Genomic DNA, 18366 nt, shown 5'->3' with positions numbered 1-18366 from the left:
CCGTGCCCTCGGCCGGGCCTGAGCAATCAGGAAGAGGTTTCCGCCCGACCGGCGGCCTAGCGTAGGCGGCGAGGTGTCGGGTACCGCCCGCCCCGCCGGTCCTGGACCGATCTTCGAGGAGCTTACAGATGGTGGAACAGGCCACGACGGCCAAGTTGGAGAACGTCGGATTCGGCGTCCGCGGTCTCGAACTCGAGACGGTACGGTCGGCCGACGGCACCACGATCGCCTTCGAACGGTCCGGGGAGGGCCCGCCGATGGTGATACTCGGCGGTGGCCTCAACGAGAAGGCGATGTTCGCCAACCTGGCCGAGGCGTTGTCCGGCAGCTTCACGGTGTTCAACTACGACCGACGCGGCCGAGGTGGCAGCGGCCACCACCCGAGCGCCGAGTACGACGTGCAGCGCGAGGTCGAGGACCTGGCGGCGGTGCTGGCGGCGACCGGTGAGCCGGCCTCGATCTTCGCCAACTGCACCGGTGGGATGATCGCCGTGCAGGCTGCCGCAGCGGGCGTGCCGATGGCCAGACTCGCGATGTACGAACCGCCGTACGGCGGCCCCCGGGTCCCCCCCGGCTACCTCGACGAACTGCGCCGCCTGATCGCCGCGGACCGCCGCACCGACACCGTCGCCCTCTTCCTCAAGGAAGACGTCTTCTTCGACGACGAGGTGATCGAGAAGTTCAAACTGCACCCGGTGTGGCCGTCCTTCGAGGCGCTCGCGCCCACCGTGGTCTACGACGCGATCCTCAGCGACGACGCCGACGCCGTCCCCGTCGACCTGCTGGCGCGCGTCACCGTACCGACCCTGGTCATCGGCGGTAGCGACAGTGCCTCCTGGATGTTGGAGACCTGCCGCGCACTGGCCGACGGCATCCCACAGGGGCGCTTCGTGAGCATGCCGAGCGAGGGGCACCTGTTCAACCAGAAGCTGGGCACCCCGTTGCTGACGGAGTTCTTCCTCGAGTGACGCCCGCACCGTAGGGGACCCGACCACGTGCCTGTCAGTTCTCACCGATCAGTAGGAGTCGTCCGATGGAGAATCGCTGTCCCGTCGTCCTGGACACCGCCGGCCGGGACGTCCACGCCGAGGGAGCCCGCATCCGCGCGAACGGTCCGGTGTCCCAGGTCGAGCTGCCGGGTGGGGTGGTCGCGTGGTCGGTGACCGGCTACCAGGCCGCCCGCGAGGTGTTGTCCGATCCCCGCTTCAGCAAGGACCCGCAGAGCTGGCCCGCCTACACCAGCGGAGAGGTCTCGTCCAACTGGCCGCTGATCGGCTGGCTGCTGATGGACAACATGACCACCAACGACGGTGACGACCATCTGCGGCTACGCAAGCTGGTGTCACGCGGCTTCACCCCCAAGCAGGTCGAGCAGACCCGGCCCCTGATCGAGAAGATCGTCGACGACCTGCTGGGACAGTTGGCCACCGTCGGCCCGGACGAGGTCGTCGACCTCAAGGGGCAGTTCGCCACGCCGCTGCCGGCACGGGTCATCTGCGACATGTTCGGCGTTCCGGCGTCGGCCCGCAGTGCCGTGCTGCGCGGTGCCAACGTCAACGTCACCACCTCGATCAGCGGGGAGGAGGCCGAGGCCAACGTCGAGCAGTGGCACCAGGAGCTGTACGACCTCGCCGAGCTCAAGCGTCAGCAGCCGGGCGACGACCTGACCAGCGTCGTCCTGGCCGCCCACGAGGAGGAGGGACGGCTGACCGACGAGGAGATGGTCGGCACTCTGCACCTCATGCTCGGCGCCGGCTCGGAGACGCTGATGAACGCCCTCAGCTACGCGGTCCTGAACCTGCTCACCCACCCGGATCAGCGCGCGCAGGTCCGCTCCGGTGAGGTGTCCTGGGACGACGTGATCGAGGAGACCCTCCGGTTGGAGGCGCCCGTCGCGCAGTTGCCGCTGCGTTTCGCCACCGACGACGTCGAGATCGCCGGGGTGGTCATCCGGAAGGGAGACCCGGTGCTGATGGGCTTCACCCAGATCGGCCGGGACCCGGACGTGCACGGCGAGTCCGCCACCGAGTTCGACGTGCACCGTGCCGACAAGACGCACCTGTCGTTCGGCCACGGCTCGCACTTCTGCCTGGGCGCCCCGTTGGCCCGGTTGGAGCTGAAGATCGCCCTCCCGGCCCTGTTCGAGCGCTACCCCGACATGTCGTTGGCGGTCGCACCGGAGGACCTGGAGCCGCAGGGCACCTTCATCATGAACGGTCACCGGGCGCTACCGGTCCGGCTGGGGGCACCGGCCACCGTGTCCGCCTGACCAGGTCGAGCGTACGATCCGTGGCCACCGTCCGACGCCGACGGTGGCCACGGTCACGGCCGGGTCAGGGTAGCTCCGCCACCTTGGTGGTCAGGTAACGCCACTCGGGCAGACTGGTGGTGAGACGGGCTGCGGTCTCGAAGGACTCCCGGGCACCGACCCGGTCCCCGGCCATCAGCAGCAGGTGACCACGGACCGCGTGCAGCCGGTGGTGCCGTGCCATCCGGGTGTCAGCCGCCAGGGAGTCGAGCAGTTCCAGGGCGACGGCCGGGCCGCGCACCATGCCGAGGGCCACCGCCCGATTGAGCTGGACGACCGGACTCGGCCAGCTGTGTTCCAACAGGTGGTACAGGGCGAGGATCTGCGGCCAGTCGGTGTCGGTGGCCGACTTGGCCTCGTCGTGCAGTGCCGCGATCGCCGCCTGGAGCTGGTACGGCCCCACCTGCCCCGCGGCCAGCGCGCCGGTGACCAGATCCGTTCCCTCAGCGACGAGACCCCAGTCCCAGCGGCTACGGTCCTGCTCGGCGAGGGGCACCAGGAGCCCGTCGAGACTGGTACGGGCCGCACGGCGGGCCTCGGTCAACAGCATCAGCGCCAGCAGTCCGCTCACCTCCCCGTCGTCGGGCAGCCGCCTGCGGAGCTCACGGGTCAGCCGGATCGCCTCACGGGTCAGGTCGGGGCGGTCGAGGCTGGATCCGGACGAGGCGGTGTAGCCCTCGTTGAAGATCAGGTAGAGCACGTGCAGGACCACCGGCATCCGTTCCCGCTCGTCCTCGGCGCCGAGGGGGAAGACCAGTCCGGACTCCCGGATGCGTTGTTTGGCACGGCTGATCCGCTGGCCCATCGTGAGCTGCGGCACCAGGAACGCCTGGGCCACCTGGCCGGTGGTCAGGCCGCCGACGGCACGCAGGGTGAGGGCCATCTGCGAGGTCGGGGACAGCGCGGGATGGCAGCACAGCAGTAGCAGGGTGAGCGTGTCGTCGCCCGGTGGTGCCTCGTCCGGCGGTGCCTGCGCGACCAGTTCGTCGGCCGGCGTCGACAGGTAGAGGCTCCGCTCCCGCTGCTGCCGCGCCGAGTCGCTGCGCCAGGCGTCGGTGAGACGACGGGTGGCGACGGTCAGCAGCCAGGCCCGGGGATTGTCCGGTACGCCGTCACGCGGCCACTGCACCAGTGCGGCGAGCAGGGCCTCCTGCACCGCGTCCTCACAGGCGTGGAACTCCCGGTACCGGCGTACGAGCAGACCGAGGACCTGCTGTGCGAGTGCACGCAGCAGATCCTCGGTCCCGTCGCCGGGCTCGTCACATCTCTTCGCCGGAGTCCTCCATGATCGGTCGGACTTCGGCGACGCCCTCGTGAACGTCGGGAAGCCGAGAGGCGATCTCCACCGCCCGGTCGATGCTGTCGCAGTCGACCACGAAGTAGCCGGCCATCTGCTCCTTCGAGTCGGCGAACGGCCCGTCGGTGACCGTCAGGGAGCCGTTGCGCATCTGGACGGTCCGGGTCAGGCCCGGGTCGGACAGCGCCTGCCCACCGACCAGTTCGCCGGACTTGGAGACCTCCTCCATCAACTCGCCGAACGCGGCCATCCGGGCGTCGGCCTCCTCCGGTGACAGGCCGGCGTCCTGCAGGAACATCGGGTGCTTCCAGGTCGTCGGGTTGCTGTGCAGCAGGATCAGGTACTTCATCGGGTTCTCCTTCGGGTCGGTGGGCGTCGGACCGCCCTCTACAAAGGAGTCGGAGCCACCACGCGCTTTTCGACACGGGTGGGTGACGACATTCTCGCCCGAAGAATGCGTTCAAGGCTCGCACACCCGACCGGCGTGATGCCACACGGCACTCCGCAAGAAGACGTGCCGCCGGACGGGCCGTAGTTTCGACTCACAGCCCGAGTCCGCACGACATGATGGGAGCAGCCATGTCCGATGCACCGCTGGCCGTGGTCACCGGAGCCTCCTCCGGCATCGGCGCTGAGTTCGCCCGGGTGCTGGCCGACCGGGGCTACCGGATCCTGGCCGTGGCCCGCCGCGGCGACCGGCTCGACGACCTCGCCGAGGCGACCGGGGGGCGGGTCATCCCGGAGGTCCGCGACCTGACCGCCGAGGGCGCGATCGCAGCGGTGGCGGAGCGCGCCGAGGAACTCGGCGGCGCCGACCTGCTCGTCTGCAACGCCGGCCGGGGACTGCACGGGAAGTTCACCGAGGCGGACCGCGTGGACACCCTGAGCATGCTTCATCTCAACGTCCTGGCCACCGTCGACCTGACCGCCCAGGTGGTGCCCCGCATGGTCGAGCGACGCTCCGGCGGTGTGATCGTGGTGGCTTCCTCGCTCGGCTTCGTCACGACGCCCTACCTGGCCGCCTACGGCGCCAGCAAGGCATTCCTGCTGTCGTTCGCCGAGGCGCTCTCGACCGAGTTGCAGGGCACCGGTGTCCGGGCGATGGCGCTCTGCCCCGGCCCCACCATCTCCGAGTTCAGCGACGTCGCGGGGCTCGGTGACAAGGTGGAGAAGACGCCAGGGCACACCACGTCGGCCGAGGTGGTGGCGGGTGCCATGCGCGGCTGGGACGCCGGCCGAACCGTCACGGTCCCCGGCGTGATCACCAGGATGATGACGCTCACCCTCGACCACGCGCCGCGGCCGGTGGCCCGCCGGGTCATGGCGCGGGTGTTCCGCTGACGCGTCGCGCCGGTGCCGGGTCCCGGCTGCGGCACTGCCTGCCGCGAGCACGGCCCCCTGGCCGGCAGTACCGGCGGCGGCCGGTCGCGGGTGCCGCCCGGCGGTCGCCGGGCGGCCGCGAACGGTCAGGAGAAGCGCTGCTTGATGTGGACGGTCACCTCGTCGCCCTGCTCCTTGGCCACGAGCTTACGTAGCGCGGCCTTGATCGGAATCATGTGGTTGCCACCCCCCACCGGCAGCATGGTCGCTTCGAACGGCTGGCCGTCGATCGTGCCACCGATCTTCACTGCCCGGCGGGTGCCGAAGAACTCTCCGGAGTCCTCCATCACCACGCAACTCCAGCCACTGTTGTTGTCCTTCGTGATCGGCACCGTGAACGTGGTGTCGACACTCTGCGGAGTCTTCGCTTTGGTCTCGGCCATTGTCCGCTCTCTCTTTCTCGGGTCCGATGGAACGTGAGCCGGCGCGGGGCCCTGCAGTTCCAATCATGACGGAAGTTCGTCGATCCGCTGGGTGATCGGCGCGGCGGGTCGGTCAGTGTGGGTCCGGCCGGGCGGCCCCGGCGGCAGCCACCAGGCCGCTGGTGATCCGGTCGACCTGGTCGGCGTTGATGATCAGGGGTGGCGCGACGACGATGTTCGGTCCGGTCCGCCGCACCAGCACGCCACTGTCCTTCATCAGACGACGTACCTGTCCGGCGCGTCGCGGGGTGTCGAACTCGACGGCGGCGAGCAGACCCCGGCCACGGACGACCGACACGGAGGGCAACGACCGCAGCTCCGCCAGACCGGTGAGCAGCTGCTCACCACGGGCCCGGACGTTCGCCAGGACGTCGTGGGCCGCAAGGTAGTCGAGGACGGCGAGGCCGGCCGCGCAGGCGGAGGCATGCCCGGAGTGGGTGTGCCCGTGGACGAAACCGGCCAGGGTCCGGTTCCTGTCGAAGACCTCGAAGACACTCTCCGTGGTGGTCACCGCACCGATCGACATGTAGCCGGCGGCCAGCCCCTTGCTGGTGCAGACGACGTCCGGCTCGATCCCGGCGTGCTGGTAGCCGAACATCCGTCCGGTCCGGCCGAAACCCGTGGTCACCTCGTCGAGGACGAGCAGCACGCCGTACCTGTCGCACAACTCGCGGGCGGCGCGCAGGTAGTAGTCGGGTACGACGTGCGCGCCGCGGGCCTGCACCGGCTCGATCAGCACGGCGGCGATCCGGTGCCCCTGCTCGGTGAGGAGGTCACGCAGGGCGTCGACACCGCCGCCGGCAACGGTCGGGGCGAAGCCGTCGACTGTCACGAAGTCGGCCGGTGTGACCTGTGCGGCGACCGGGGAGCTGCCTGCTCCGCAGGCAGCCGCAGCCATGGTCGCCCCGTGGTAGGCGTTCGGCAACGAGACGATGAGGGTCCGGTCCCGGTCGCCGAGCACGGCGTGGTGGAAGCGGGCGATCCGGATGGCGGCCTCCACCGCCTCCGAGCCGCTGTTGCAGAAGAACGTACGGCTCAGCCGGGGGGCGGCCAGCTCCGCGATGCGCTGCGCGAGCCGGATGGCGGGTACGTTGGCACCCTCCCCCATGTCGTAGGTCATCAGGTGGGCCAGTTGGGCGCTCACCGCCTCGACGATCTCGTGGCACCCGTAGCCGAGGGTCGCGTTGAGACCGGAGGACTTCGCGTCGAGGAATCGTCTGCCGTCGGCGTCCCACACGTCGCAGCCCTGTCCGGCCACGGCCAGGACGACCTCCGGGTTGACCCGGGTGGGCGACCAGGGGTGCCACAGGTGCTCGGCGTCCACGGCGAGCAGGTCGGCCCGCTCGTCGGCGTGCCGGGTGATCCGGGCTGCGTTCATCTCGGTCGCCTCTCTGCATCGGTGGACCGGTTCGGTGCGGACGTCAGGTGTCCGCACCGAACCGGATTGAGTGCTCGGCCGTCAGCGGGCGGCAGCGATCTGCTCGGCCACCGGGTCACGCACCTCGGTGTCCACCCGCTCCACCAGGGCCATCAGGAGGATGCCGCCGAGCACCAACAGGATCGAGCCGACCCGGAAGGCCAGCGTGTAGCCCTCGGTGGCGGCGGCGGCTTCGGACACACCGCGCTCGACAGCGGACCCGGCCTGCCGCAGGGCGAGGGTGACGAGTACGGCGATACCGAGCGCGCCACCGATCTGCTGCGAGGTGGTCAGCAGTCCGGACGCCAGACTGGAGTCCTGGCCGGTGACCTTGTGCAGCGCCGCGGTGGTGGTCGCCGGGATGCTGGCACCGGCGAACAGCCCGAAGACCAGCATGCCGGGCAGGATGCCGATCACGTACGAGCTGTCGGCGGATACCAGGCTGGTCAGGAACAACCCCACACCCGCGCCGATGTAGCTGAAGGCCGCCATGTTCCGGATACCCAGCTTCGGCACCAGCGTGGTGCCCAGGCCGATACCGGCGCCCATGGCGACGCTCAGTGGCAGCCAGGCCAGGCCGTTCATCAACGGCGAGTAGCCCAGCACCTGCTGTTCGAACAGGGTCAGCATGAAGGTGTACGAGATGAAGGCGGCCATGAACAGCACCGTGGCGATGTTGACGGCCGTCCGGGTGCGGTTGGCGAAGAAACGCAACGGGATCAGCGGGTCACGTGTCCGACTCTCCACGAGCACCATGAGGCCGAGAAGGGCCACGCCACCGAGCAGCGGACCCAGCACGGTGGCCGATCCCCACGGGTGTTCGGCGGCGTGCAGCAGACCGAAGACGACCCCGACGAGACCGAGGGTCAGGGTGAGGCCACCGAGCACGTCGATGCTCTGGCCGTCCTTGCGCACCATCCGGCTCTCCCGGACCATCCGGGGGATGAGGAACAGCACGACCAGGGCGACCGGCAGGTTGATGAAGAAGATCCACCGCCAGTGGGCAAGGTCGGTGAGCACGCCGGAGATGACGTAGCCCAGGGTGCCGCCGAGGCCGATGATGCCGCCCCAGATGCCGACCGCCTTGGTGCGTTCCTTGGGGTCGGTGAACAGCAGGGCGATCAGGCCCAGCGAGGCGGGCGCGGCGAGGGCCTCGGCGAGACCCTGGCCGAAGCGGCCGGCGACCATCATCCACGGTTCGACCGCCGCACCGGACACCACCGAGGACACGGCGAAGACGACCACACCGGTCAGCAGCAGCTTCCGCCGGCCGAACACGTCGGCCATCCGTCCACCCAGGATCAGCAGGCCGCCTGCGGCCAGCACGTAGGCGTTGACCACCCAGGCCAGGCCGGCGGCCGAGAACCCGAGGCTGTCCTGGATGCGGGGTAGGGCGACGTTCACGACGGTCATGTCGAGCAGGATCATGAACTGAAGCCCGGAGAGTACCGCCAGCACGGTCCACCGCCGTGGGTCCGGCGGCGCCGGTGTCGGGCCCGCCGTCGGCGACTTGCCCGCCTCCGTGGTGGTGCTCAGGTCTTCGGTGGTCACGCGAAATCTCCCTTGATCATGTATTCGACGTGCGGACGGCATGTAGGGCGGCCACGACCAGACCGAAGGGTCTCCGTCCCACCGGTTCGCACCTGAGGAGACGGATCGCGCGTCGACCACCAGTCGACTTGAGTCCATTTTGGACGGTTGACGGATGCATCGACCTTCTTCGGTGAGGTTCGGCGATGTTCACACCGTATACCGCAGCGCACGACATGGGCAACGAGGCTGGATCGCGTGCCGCGAGTCGTCCCGTCATCGCCGCAACCGCGCCCGTACCGGCACCTCGTCCCAGGCCATCAGGGTGTTGTTCGGCCGACGTCGCGCAGGGCCGGCCAACTCCCACTGCCGCACCCTCGACACCAGTGCGCCGAGCAGACACTCCGCCTCCAGGCGCGCCAGGTTCTGCCCCACACACTGGTGCAGCCCGAAGCCGAAACCCAGATGCCCCGAGGGGTCACGGGACAGGTCGTAACGGTGCGGATCGGGCCACCGCTGCGGATCACGGTTGGCCGAACCCAGGAACAACAGGACCTTGGCCCCGTCGGGGATGACCGCGTCGCCCACCCGCGCCTGCCCCCGGGCGGTCCGGAAGAACGTCTGCACCGGGGAGGCCCAACGGACCGCCTCGTCGAACGCCACCCGGGCCAGACCGGGCTCGTCACGGAGTCGCTCCCACTGCTTCGGGTGGGTGACCAGCGCGTGCAGCGTGGCGGCGATCGAGTGGACGGTGGTGTTCACCCCCGCCGCGAACAGCGACCGCAGCACCTGCGGAGCCTGGTCGGGAGTCAGCTCCCCACGGTCGGCTGCGGCCCAGATCTGGTCCCCGAAGCCGCCTTCGGCCAGACCCTGCCGCCGGCTGCTCTCGTCGACCCAGTCCGACAACCGCTTCGCCCGTGGGGCACCCGCCACGACGAGCTCGTTGCGGGGACCGAACGCGTTGAGCAGGAAGTCGCTGAACGGTAACAGGTTGTCGCGCCCCTGGTCCGGAATGCCGAGCGCGTCCGGGAAGACCCGCAGTGGGTACGCCTCGGCCAGCGCCGACACCGCCTCGAACTCGACCACCCCGCCGACGGCACCGGCGCAGAGCCGGTCGACCATCTCCTCGGCCACCACCGTCCACTCCGCCCGCAGTCGGCGTTGGGCCCGTGGGCCGAGCAGCGCGGACAGCACCCTGCGGGGGGCGTCGTGGTGTGGCGGGTCGGCCTCCACGACGGCGCTGAGTCGACGCCACGGCTTCTCGGTCCTGAAGTTGGACAGCCCGACCCCGGCCCCGGACTCGAACACCTGCCAGTTGCGTAGCACGGCACGGACGTCGTCGTAGCGGGCGATGCCGTAGACCCCGTGGGCCGGTAGGAACACCACCGGCCCGGCGGCGCGCAGCTCGGCCTCGAAGTCGTGCGGATCGGCCAGGACCGCCGGGTCGAACGGGTCGACGTCGCTGACCGGCACCACCGGTCCGGGCGGCACGGGAGCGGGGTTCTCGGTCATCGGGGCGGCCTCCGGAGGGTGCGGGCTGTGACCGGTCGGGTGACCGAGGGGGTCCCGGGTGGCAGGCGATGGACCGGCCATCTCACAGGTCCAGGACGAGGCGGTCCCCGCGGGAGCGGGAGACACAGGGGTACATGAGGTCACCGGCTGCCCTCTCCTCGTCGGTGAGCAGCGCGTCCCGGTGGTCGACCTCGCCGCGTACGACGCCTGTCTCGCAGGTGCCGCAGGTGCCCTCGCGGCATGACGACAGCAGGTCGACACCCACCGTGCGGAGGGCGTCCAGCACCGTCGTGCCCGGGGACACCCGCAGGCGGGCTCCGCTACGAGCCAGCACGACCTCGAACGGCTCGTCCCGCACCGGTGCGACCTCGCGCCCGGCGAAGCGCTCCGTACGCAGCGTGTACGGCGGCCAGTGGGCACACGCGGCAGCCACCGCGTCGATCATTCCGGCCGGTCCGCAGCAGTAGACGCGGCGGCCGGCGTCGACCACGCGCAGCCGACCGGTCAGCTCCGGCCGGCCCCGCTCGTCGGTGGCACACACCTCGACCCGGTCGCCGTGACCGGCGAGTTCGTCGAGGAACGCCATCGTCCGACGGCTGCGCCCGGCGTAGAGGAGGTGCCAGTCCGCGCCCACCGACTGTGCCTGGTGGACCATCGGCAGCAGCGGGGTGACACCGATGCCGCCGGCCACGAACAGGTACCGTCCGGCCGGTACGAGGGGGAAGTTGTTGCGCGGCCCACCCACACCGACGCGGTCGCCGACCCGCAGCACGTCGTGGACGTACGCCGAGCCGCCTCGGCCGTCCGGTTCGCGCAGCACCGCGACGCGGTACCGGTACGCGTCCCACCGGTCGCCGCACAGCGAGTACTGCCTGGTGTGCCCGGACGGCAGCACCAGGTCGACGTGCGCGCCGGGGGTCCAGTCCGGCAGACGGGCGCCTTCGGCGTCGACCAGTTCCAGTGCGACGACGCCGTCGGCGACGGTCCGCTTGGCCGCGACGCGCAGCCGCAGCCGCCGGGCCGGCACCGCCCCGCTCACCTCGACCATCCCATCGAAGGTCCTCCACCGTCGGCTCGACCGGGCCGGACCGTGCGTCCGCACCGCACCGGCGCGTCGGGCCGCGCAACTGTCCGACGACAGATGGTGACCGACGCTTTCCGAACCGTTGCACGCCCGGCCCCACGCCGTCTTCTTCCGGATTGCGCACTGCGCACGGCCGGGTACGAATGCCTGCCCGGGACTGCGACCTGCGGCACGCGGACACCTCGTCCGGCCGCCGCCGCACGGGGCACCTTCTAGGCTGGCCGCCATCCCGAGAACGACCCGGAAGCGGCAGGTGACAGGACAGTGACCACCAGGTCGACGCCGTACCACCACGGCGACCTGCGCACGGCGTTGGTCGAGGCCGGACTGCGGCTCGCCCGCAGCGGCGGGCTGGGCGCACTCGGGCTGCGCGAGCTGACCCGCTCGATCGGGGTGAGCCCGAACGCCGCCTACCGGCACTTCGCCGACCTGCAGGCGCTCGTCGCCGCCGTCGCGGTCGAGGCGCAGCAGCACATGGTCGGCAGCATGCTGGACGGCGCGGCCGAGAACGCGGAGCACGAGGACGAGGCCACCCTCGCTCTCCGTCGGCTGCGCGCCGTCGGCCTGGGCTACATCCGGTTCGCCCTGACCGAGCCGGGCTGGTTCGAGGTGGCGGTCCTGACCCAGGACGAGCCGCCCGACGACAGCCGGGACCTGTTGACCGACAGTCAGGTTCCAGCGCCGTACCAACTGTTGATGGACGCCCTCGACGGCCTGGAGTCAGCCGGTGTCATCAGTACCGAACGCCGCGTCGGGGCCGAATGGGCCTGCTGGTCGGCGGTACACGGGTTCGCCGAGTTGGCAGTTCGGGGACCACTGCGGCACCAGGATCGGGGCACAGTCGACCGGCTCGCCGCGCACGTGGTGGATTCGATCATCAGAGGCGTCACGAACCGGGACCCCGGGCAGCACACCTAGGTCGTCGGGCTCGGGGGGTCGGGACCGGCCGGGCCACCGACCGCTGTTCACACCGGCACCAGCTCGATGAGCGAGAGGTAGGCGGCCCGCCCGGCCGGATGGACGGCCCGCAGGGTCAGACCCGCCCGCCCGGCGAGATCACCCAGCGCGGTCAGCCCACGTTCCCGGCCTCCGTTGTAGGCGAGCATCCGCAGGTCCATCGCCGTGCTCGCCGACTCGCCGTCCACGCCGACGGCCTCCAACAGCAGCACCACGCCGTGCGGACGGGCCGCTTCGGCACAGCGCCGCAGGATCGCCACCGAGGCCTCGTCGTCCCAGTCGTGGATCACCGCCGAGAGCAGGTATCCACCGGCACCGGGCGGCAGCGGGTCGAAGAAGCTGCCCGTCACCGCCTTGGCACGATCGGCGAGTCCGACCTCGGCGAACCGACGGCGGGCCCGCGACACCGGACCGGGTAGGTCGAGCACCAGCCCGGTCATCGACCGGTGCGCGTGCAGCAGCGTCGCGAGCAGGGCGCCGCTGCCGCCGCCGACGTCCACCACGTGCCCCAGTGCCGCCCAGTCGTAGCACCGGGCCACCCCGTCGGCCTCGGTCTCGATGTGCCGTCCCATCAGCGCGTCGAATGCCGCCGAGTGGGCCGGCTCAGCGGCGAGATCGTCCCAGAACGTCCGGCCGTACCGGACCGGGTATGCCGGTTGCCCGGTACGCACCGTGTGGGCCAGGTCGATGAGGCACAGGTCGCCCCGGCCGACCCCGACGTCCACGTCCAGCCACCGACGTCGACCCCCGGGATGGTCGTCGCGCAACTGCTCGCCCAACTCGGTGGTGGCGTACCCACCGGTGGCGTCCCGGGTCAGCAACCCGGTCGTGACCAGGTGCCGCAACACCTGGTCCAGCGCGTCGGCGTGGGATCCGGTCGCCGCGGCGATCTCCGCAGCGGTACGTCGACCGGCCGCGATGTGGTCGGCGATCCGCAGCGTCGCCGCCACCCGGATCGCCATCGGTGTCGCCAGGTCGGCCAACGCCCGCAGACCGATCCGGGGAGCCTCACCGTCGTTCATGCTTCCTCCTGCCACCGCCGCCGACACGCATCGATTGTGTCGGCGGCGGTGCCGGGGCGTCCTCTTCGGACGTGCCGCGTCGGCACCGGTGCCACGCCGACCGGATCGGATCGGTCCGGTCGGCGGGCATCGGCGTGTCGGGTCGGTCAGCGGGCGGTCGGCAGGGCCACCGCGGCCGGCGGTGGAGCCGGGTCCAGGGAGACGTCCCGGTGCTTGCGCTCCAGGAGCCACTTCCCCCACCAGAACAGGCCGCGCAGCAGACAGACGATCGTGACGGCGAAGAAGGTGGTGTAGACGATGTTGAAGACCATCAGCACGCCGTACACCATGCCCACACTCGCCCCGAACATGAACTGCATCCAACCGGCTGTCGGGGTCGTACCGGGGTCGGTGATCATGTAGTTGGTGAACAGCACGAACGCCACGCCGGTGATCGGCACCAGCGCGCCCCACAACGACACGTCCCAGATCCAGTGCCGAACCAACGCCTGGATGATGAAGGCGCCCAGCCAGCCGACGATCAGGGGGACCTTCTTGGTCAGCATCGCGTTGAGGACCGTGCCGGCGGTCACGATCACGATCGGGATCAGGATGCTGATCATGTCCGGCACGTTCTCGGTGAAGTGGTACGGCGGCGCGACGTTGACCCAGGAGAAGACCAACAGGGTTGCCGTGATGCCGAAGTTCGACGGGTTCATGAAGTGCCGCATCCGACCCCGGATCGGTGCCTGCAGCAGCGCCTTCTGCCCCACCGCCACGACGACCGCGAAGCCGATCGGCCAGAAGTTGTCGTTGGCGTAGAGCAGCATGTTGGCCGCGAGCGCGGTGATGTGGGTGGGCAGCAGGAAGGTGTACATGCCCCACATGCCGTTTCCGCTGTAGGCGGCCGACCGGCCCGTCGCCCGCGCGGCGACCGTCTCCACCAGGATCTCGGTGGCATAGCCGATCGCCAGGGCGAAGAAGGGCCAGGTCCAGGGCTGCTCGAAGCCGAGGACGGTGTAGCCCAGGATGTTGAAGACGGTCATGGACATCGCGAAGTTGCGCAGCGCCATGTAGCGCGGGTCGCGGCTGTCCACCCGGGGCGGTACGCCCGGCCGGTCGCCACCGGCCTGCTGCCGCGGCACGGGGTTGCCGCCGTTACGCCCGGCGGTGTCCGGGCTTGCCGTGGTGAGGACGCCGCGGGCGTCCTCGACGGGTTTGACGTCCGTCATCGGCGGTTCAACTCCTCGGCTCGGTCGGTCAGCAGCAGGTCGTGCCGGCCGGCGGTCAGGTCGATCGTCTGTCGGTGTGTCTGGCCGTTGAGGTCTCGCCAGCACAGCTGCACCGAGACCGGACGGTCGGCCGCGTCGCCGAGACCGAAGAAGACGTCGAAGCTGCGCCGTCCGGAGTGCCCGCCACCACCGTCGAGTTGTCCGACCTGGGTCCGACCGTCGGCGGTCGTGATGGTGACGTGCGCGCCGTAGGCGGGTGACGTGCCGGTGGTCGACGGGGTACGTCCGTCGGCGGCGAGGGCCGGCCGGCTCAGCCGCAGCGACAGATGGTTGTCGCTGTCGCCGCGGGTGTTACGGAAGTAGGCGGGTGCGCCCCACTGTCGGGCGACCGCGATGTCCTGCGCGCCGTCGCCGTCGGGATCGGCGACGGAGATCCCCCGCGAGGGCGTGTCCTCGTCCAGCCCCAGTTCCGGGCTCAGGTTCACGTATCGACCATTGTCCTCGCGGACCCAGAAGGCCACCGGGTTGCCGCCGGCGATGTCGTCGCCGGGCTTGGCGTTGGGCCACATGGCGGGCTCCCGCAGCATCAGGTCGTTGGCCATGGCCAGTTCCTGAAGCCAGTTGAACCGGTTGATGTCGCCCTTGATGAATCCTGCGGCCTGCACGACCTCCAGGCCACCGCTGTTGTCGAAGTCCGCCATCTTCACGTCCCAACCCCAGCCGACCCACGCGAGGTTGCGCCGGGCCGCCCGGTTCTCGAAGGGAGCGATCCCCCGACTCAACTGCTCCCGGGCAGCCTCCGGGGACGCGGCGGTGTTGTGCCAGACGAAGTTGCTCTCCTCCAGCCCCCAGGACTCGGTGATGTTGCTGACGAACATGTCGAACCGTCCCCGACCGTGCAGGTCGGCGAAGTCGACCCCCATGCCCTTGAAGGAGTCGTGCCCGAGCACCAGCGACTTGGGCGTCAGGGGCGTGCGGACCCCCTCGGCCAGGTTGAACCGGATCCGGCCGGGAGTGGAGACGTTGTGGAAGAACCGGTCCTGGCCGAAGTCGTTGGCGAGGTACAGCTCCGGTAGCAGGTCCCCGTCGAGGTCGGCGGAGGCCGCACCGAGGGTCCAGCCGGTGGCGTACCGCGGGTCGAGGGCGACCTGTTCCTCGTAGGTCACCGTCGGGTCGTCCCCCGACGTCGCACCGCTCCACCGCAGGACGTGTGCGCCGCCGGCGTTGTGGCCGTGCGACATGGAGTGGTTCATCTGCACGTTGGGCAGACCCTCGGGGTCGAGCACCTGACTGTCCGGGAAGTAGTTGAACAGTGCGATGTCGGGTTTGCCGTCTCCGTCGAAGTCGGCCACGGTGACCGCGTTGGTGTTCCACAGCGGCCCTCGGTAGACACCGTCGTCGGTGCGCTGCTGCGGAACGAGCTCGACAGGTTGGTACGTGTCGTTACTCAGGGCCGTGGCACCCTCCTTCTGCAGGAAGACCACCGGGGTACGACCCCAGTAGATGACCAACAGGTCCATCCGGCCGTCGAGGTTGAAGTCGCCGGGTGTGCAGCCCATCGGGGCGATGGTCGAGCCCATCGGCAGCGGCGCCGGGTCCACCACGAACGGTTGGTACGTCGCACCGGTGTCCGGCACCGGCGTGACGATCACCGCGTCGCTGCGGGTGTCGACCAGGCACATGTCGTTGGCGACACCCTGGCCGTCGAGGTCGTTGACGGCGATGGACGCGCCGACCGACGAGATCCAGGAGCGGATGTGCTCGTACTTGGGATTGACGGTACGGATGCTGCGCTCCGGCAGACCGGGTGGCAGCTCGATCGGCAACTCCGTGAACGCGAATCGGCCGGCGATCTCGGCACGGGTGTCCGCCGAGGCGCTCGGCAGGCGTGCGACGAGGAACATCGTGGCCGCCAGCACGAGCACCAGGATGGGTGCCATGAGACGACGCAGTGGGCTTACTGGTTGCGATGGCAACGGTCCCCCTCGGAAACGAGACGACGTCGGGACGGCCGACCGACGCTCCGCATCGCGGTCCGCGCCGTAGCGCGCGGTGGCAGGCGTCAGGACCGGCCATGACACAGGCTCGCCTCGGGATCTCCGGAAGGATCGACCCCGAAAGTGCGGCCACCGATATCTTCACCGACCGACCCGGAGACGTCTTCTCAGCAATTGCTCATTGTCGAAGATCTATATCAATCAGAAAGCGGATATCACCGATTCCGACTCATCACGTGAATCATTTACCTGATGTGAACAAGAATCGCGCCGCCGAGCCCGGTGAGGCTGGCGGCGCGACGCGGAGGTGCGGAGGTGCGGAGGTCGTCGGACGGGGGCGGTCAGGCCACGAACGGCGGGATCACGTCACCGGGAGGCGACTCTCATCGGCAGGCCACCCCGCACCCGCAGCGACAACATCGGCTCGGGGACGACGGGTCGACCCGGGAGGCAGGTGAGCACGAGGTCCCGGGCGAGCAGGGACAGCACGAACACCGCCTCCAGCATGCCGAGATGGTTTCCGACGCAGAATCGAGGACCGGCGCCGAACGGGATGTATGCGTATCGCGGCCGCTCGGTGCGGTCGTCCGGGTCGAAACGCTGCGGGTCGAACCGGTGCGGGTCCGGCCAGAAGTCCCGATGCCGGTGCAGCGTGTACGGACAGACCAGCACGTCGGCCCCGGCCGGCACCCGGTAGCCGCCGACCTCGTCGGCGGCGAGCGCCTTACGCGGCAGCAGCCACACCGGCGGGAACAGGCGCATCGCCTCCTGCACCACCATCGTGGCGTACCGCAGCCGTCCCAGGTCCTCGAACGTCGGCAGACCGCCGCCGAGCACCCTGCTCGCCTCCTCGTGCAGTCGTTCACGTACCTCGGGATGCCTGTCGATCAGGTACAACGACCAGCTCAACGTGCTCGCGGTGGTCTCGTGCCCGGCGAGCAGCAGGGTCACCAGCTCGTCGCGCAGCCGCTGCCGCCCGACGCCGGGGTCGGACTCCGCCCCGGCCGAGGTGATCAGTCGGGACAGCACGTCGGGCCGGTCGTCGTCGACCGCCCCCCGCTCGGCGACGAGCCGGTCGACGACCCGTTGCAGCTGCCGTCGGGCCCGCCGGAACCGCACCTGGCGGGGCAACGGGACCCAGGTCGGCACCGCGCTCAGCGAGGCCAGCTCGAACATCGCCTGGTCCTGGACGGCCGCGAAGTCGTCGCCCAACGCGGGGAACCGACCCAGTTCGGTGTCGAGCAGGGTCCGGCCGAGCACCCCGAGGGTCAGCGCGGTCATCTCCTCGGGCACGTCGACCACCGTCGTTCGACGGGCCCGCAGCCGGTCGACGAGGGCCACTGCCTCCTCGGCCACCGCGCCTGCCTGGTCGGCGATCCGTCGGCTCTGGAAGGCAGGCTGGATCACCTTGCGCTGCTTGCGCCACAGCTCGCCCTCGCTGGTGAGCAGGCCGTCGCCGAGCGCCCGCCGGGCGTGCACCAGACCGATGCCCTTGTGGTAGTTGGCCGCGTTGTCGGCCAGCACGTGTTTGGCGTGCTGAGGATGGTTGAAGAAGTACAGCTCCTTGGGGCCGACCGGCAGGCGGGCGGCATCGCCGTACCGGTCCGCGGCCGAGGTCATCATGCCCAGGCGGTCACGGTTCATCACCACCAGCATCCGGACCGCCGCCGCCCGTGACGGCCCCGGCGGGACCCGCCCGGGCAGCACGGCGCTCACGTCGGCACCTCGGTCGGCACCCGGTCCAGCCGGCGGAAGGCGCCGTCGGCGAACAGCAGCGCGTCGTCCACGCCGTGCCGCTGGGCGCCCACCAGCCGGCCTACGAAGATCGTGTGGTCGCCGGTGTCGTACGAACGCCACAGCTCGCACTCGAAGTGCGCGGCGGCACCGACCAGCAGCGGCGCGCCGGTGCCCGGGCCGACGACCCACTGCCCGAACTCGAACTGCCGGGCCCCCAGCGGGCGGCGGCGATCGGCGAAGTACCGCGCCACCTCCTCCTGGTCACCGGCGAGCACCGACACCCCGAACCGGCCGGCCTCGCGCAACGCCCGGTTCATCAGCGCCTCGCAGTCCACGCACACCAGAGCCAGCGGCGGGTCGAGGGAGACGGAGGTGAAGGAGTTGGCCGTCATGCCGTGCGGGCTGGACCCGCCGACGGTGACGACGGTGACCCCGGTGGTGAACATCGCGAAGGCGCGCCGCAGCTGGCGCGGGTCCGGTCTGTCGGGGGGG

General features: G+C 70.3%; 16 protein-coding genes. 4 read left to right on the top strand and 12 right to left on the bottom strand.

What is annotated here, in order from left to right; genetic code table 11:
- Positions 1–128 precede the first annotated feature (128 nt).
- Together WHN02_RS17205 and WHN02_RS17200 are read left to right on the top strand one after the other, a co-directional pair.
- Complete coding sequence (locus tag WHN02_RS17205) at positions 129–968, top strand: alpha/beta fold hydrolase (protein WP_350896625.1); 840 nt, start codon at positions 129–131, stop codon at positions 966–968.
- Positions 969–1033: 65 nt separating this feature from the next.
- Entirely contained in the window at positions 1034–2269 is a 1236-nt protein-coding gene (locus WHN02_RS17200) for a cytochrome P450 family protein (RefSeq protein ID WP_350896624.1), read from the top strand.
- A gap of 64 nt (positions 2270–2333) precedes the next feature.
- Here the strand turns inward: WHN02_RS17200 and WHN02_RS17195 are convergent, their stop codons facing one another.
- Both WHN02_RS17195 and WHN02_RS17190 read right to left on the bottom strand, forming a co-directional pair.
- Positions 2334–3542, bottom strand: coding sequence for an RNA polymerase sigma factor (locus WHN02_RS17195; RefSeq protein ID WP_434743984.1), 1209 nt, complete (start codon positions 3540–3542; stop codon positions 2334–2336).
- Between the two features lie 25 nt (positions 3543–3567).
- Positions 3568–3954 (bottom strand): YciI family protein, encoded by a 387-nt coding sequence (locus WHN02_RS17190; protein ID WP_350896623.1) that lies wholly within the window; start codon positions 3952–3954, stop codon positions 3568–3570.
- Positions 3955–4184: 230 nt separating this feature from the next.
- Between WHN02_RS17190 and WHN02_RS17185 the strand changes: the two genes are divergently transcribed.
- Positions 4185–4946: an SDR family NAD(P)-dependent oxidoreductase gene (locus tag WHN02_RS17185; RefSeq protein ID WP_434739752.1), complete on the top strand. Its 762-nt coding sequence runs from the start codon at positions 4185–4187 to the stop codon at positions 4944–4946.
- Between the two features lie 125 nt (positions 4947–5071).
- On the opposite strand, the gene WHN02_RS17180 is transcribed toward WHN02_RS17185, so the two are convergent.
- The 5 genes from WHN02_RS17180 to WHN02_RS17160 all read right to left on the bottom strand — a co-directional run bounded on the left by WHN02_RS17180 (position 5072) and on the right by WHN02_RS17160 (position 10914).
- Positions 5072–5368: a DUF1905 domain-containing protein gene (locus WHN02_RS17180; protein ID WP_434739751.1), complete on the bottom strand. Its 297-nt coding sequence runs from the start codon at positions 5366–5368 to the stop codon at positions 5072–5074.
- 112 nt (positions 5369–5480) lie between these two features.
- Positions 5481–6785 carry an aspartate aminotransferase family protein gene (locus WHN02_RS17175; protein WP_434739750.1) on the bottom strand — a complete coding sequence of 435 codons (1305 nt, stop codon included), beginning with the start codon at positions 6783–6785 and terminating at the stop codon, positions 5481–5483.
- 81 nt (positions 6786–6866) lie between these two features.
- Positions 6867–8375: an MFS transporter gene (locus WHN02_RS17170; RefSeq protein WP_350896619.1), complete on the bottom strand. Its 1509-nt coding sequence runs from the start codon at positions 8373–8375 to the stop codon at positions 6867–6869.
- 255 nt (positions 8376–8630) lie between these two features.
- The gene (locus tag WHN02_RS17165; RefSeq protein WP_350896618.1) at positions 8631–9866 is read right to left on the bottom strand and encodes a cytochrome P450; all 1236 of its coding nucleotides are present in this window, start codon (positions 9864–9866) and stop codon (positions 8631–8633) included.
- An 82-nt stretch (positions 9867–9948) separates the two neighbouring features.
- The gene (locus WHN02_RS17160; RefSeq protein WP_434739749.1) at positions 9949–10914 is read right to left on the bottom strand and encodes a PDR/VanB family oxidoreductase; all 966 of its coding nucleotides are present in this window, start codon (positions 10912–10914) and stop codon (positions 9949–9951) included.
- A gap of 300 nt (positions 10915–11214) precedes the next feature.
- On the opposite strand from WHN02_RS17160, the gene WHN02_RS17155 reads away from it, so the two are divergent.
- Positions 11215–11868 carry a TetR/AcrR family transcriptional regulator gene (locus WHN02_RS17155; protein ID WP_434739748.1) on the top strand — a complete coding sequence of 218 codons (654 nt, stop codon included), beginning with the start codon at positions 11215–11217 and terminating at the stop codon, positions 11866–11868.
- 47 nt (positions 11869–11915) lie between these two features.
- On the opposite strand, the gene WHN02_RS17150 is transcribed toward WHN02_RS17155, so the two are convergent.
- From WHN02_RS17150 to WHN02_RS17130, 5 genes are all read right to left on the bottom strand, one after another.
- Positions 11916–12929, bottom strand: a complete 1014-nt coding sequence (locus WHN02_RS17150; RefSeq protein WP_434739747.1) for a methyltransferase — start codon at positions 12927–12929, stop codon at positions 11916–11918.
- 146 nt (positions 12930–13075) lie between these two features.
- Positions 13076–14140, bottom strand: a complete 1065-nt coding sequence (locus WHN02_RS17145; protein ID WP_350896614.1) for an enediyne biosynthesis protein — start codon at positions 14138–14140, stop codon at positions 13076–13078.
- Complete coding sequence (locus WHN02_RS17140; RefSeq protein ID WP_434739746.1) at positions 14137–16080, bottom strand: CRTAC1 family protein; 1944 nt, start codon at positions 16078–16080, stop codon at positions 14137–14139. Before WHN02_RS17140 ends, WHN02_RS17145 begins: the two co-directional genes overlap by 4 nt.
- A 423-nt stretch (positions 16081–16503) precedes the next feature.
- Positions 16504–17793, bottom strand: a complete 1290-nt coding sequence (locus WHN02_RS17135; protein WP_434743983.1) for a cytochrome P450 — start codon at positions 17791–17793, stop codon at positions 16504–16506.
- Between the two features lie 56 nt (positions 17794–17849).
- On the bottom strand, positions 17850–18320 hold the full coding sequence (locus WHN02_RS17130) for a flavin reductase family protein (RefSeq protein WP_434743982.1): 471 nt from the start codon (positions 18318–18320) through the stop codon (positions 17850–17852).
- Between the last annotated feature and the right edge of the window lie 46 nt (positions 18321–18366).

The sequence above is a fragment of the Micromonospora sp. SH-82 genome, assembly GCF_051132485.1.
GTDB lineage: Bacteria > Actinomycetota > Actinomycetes > Mycobacteriales > Micromonosporaceae > Micromonospora.
Note: the sequence above shows the minus strand (reverse complement) of the source record. Positions and strands in the feature narration are given on the sequence as shown.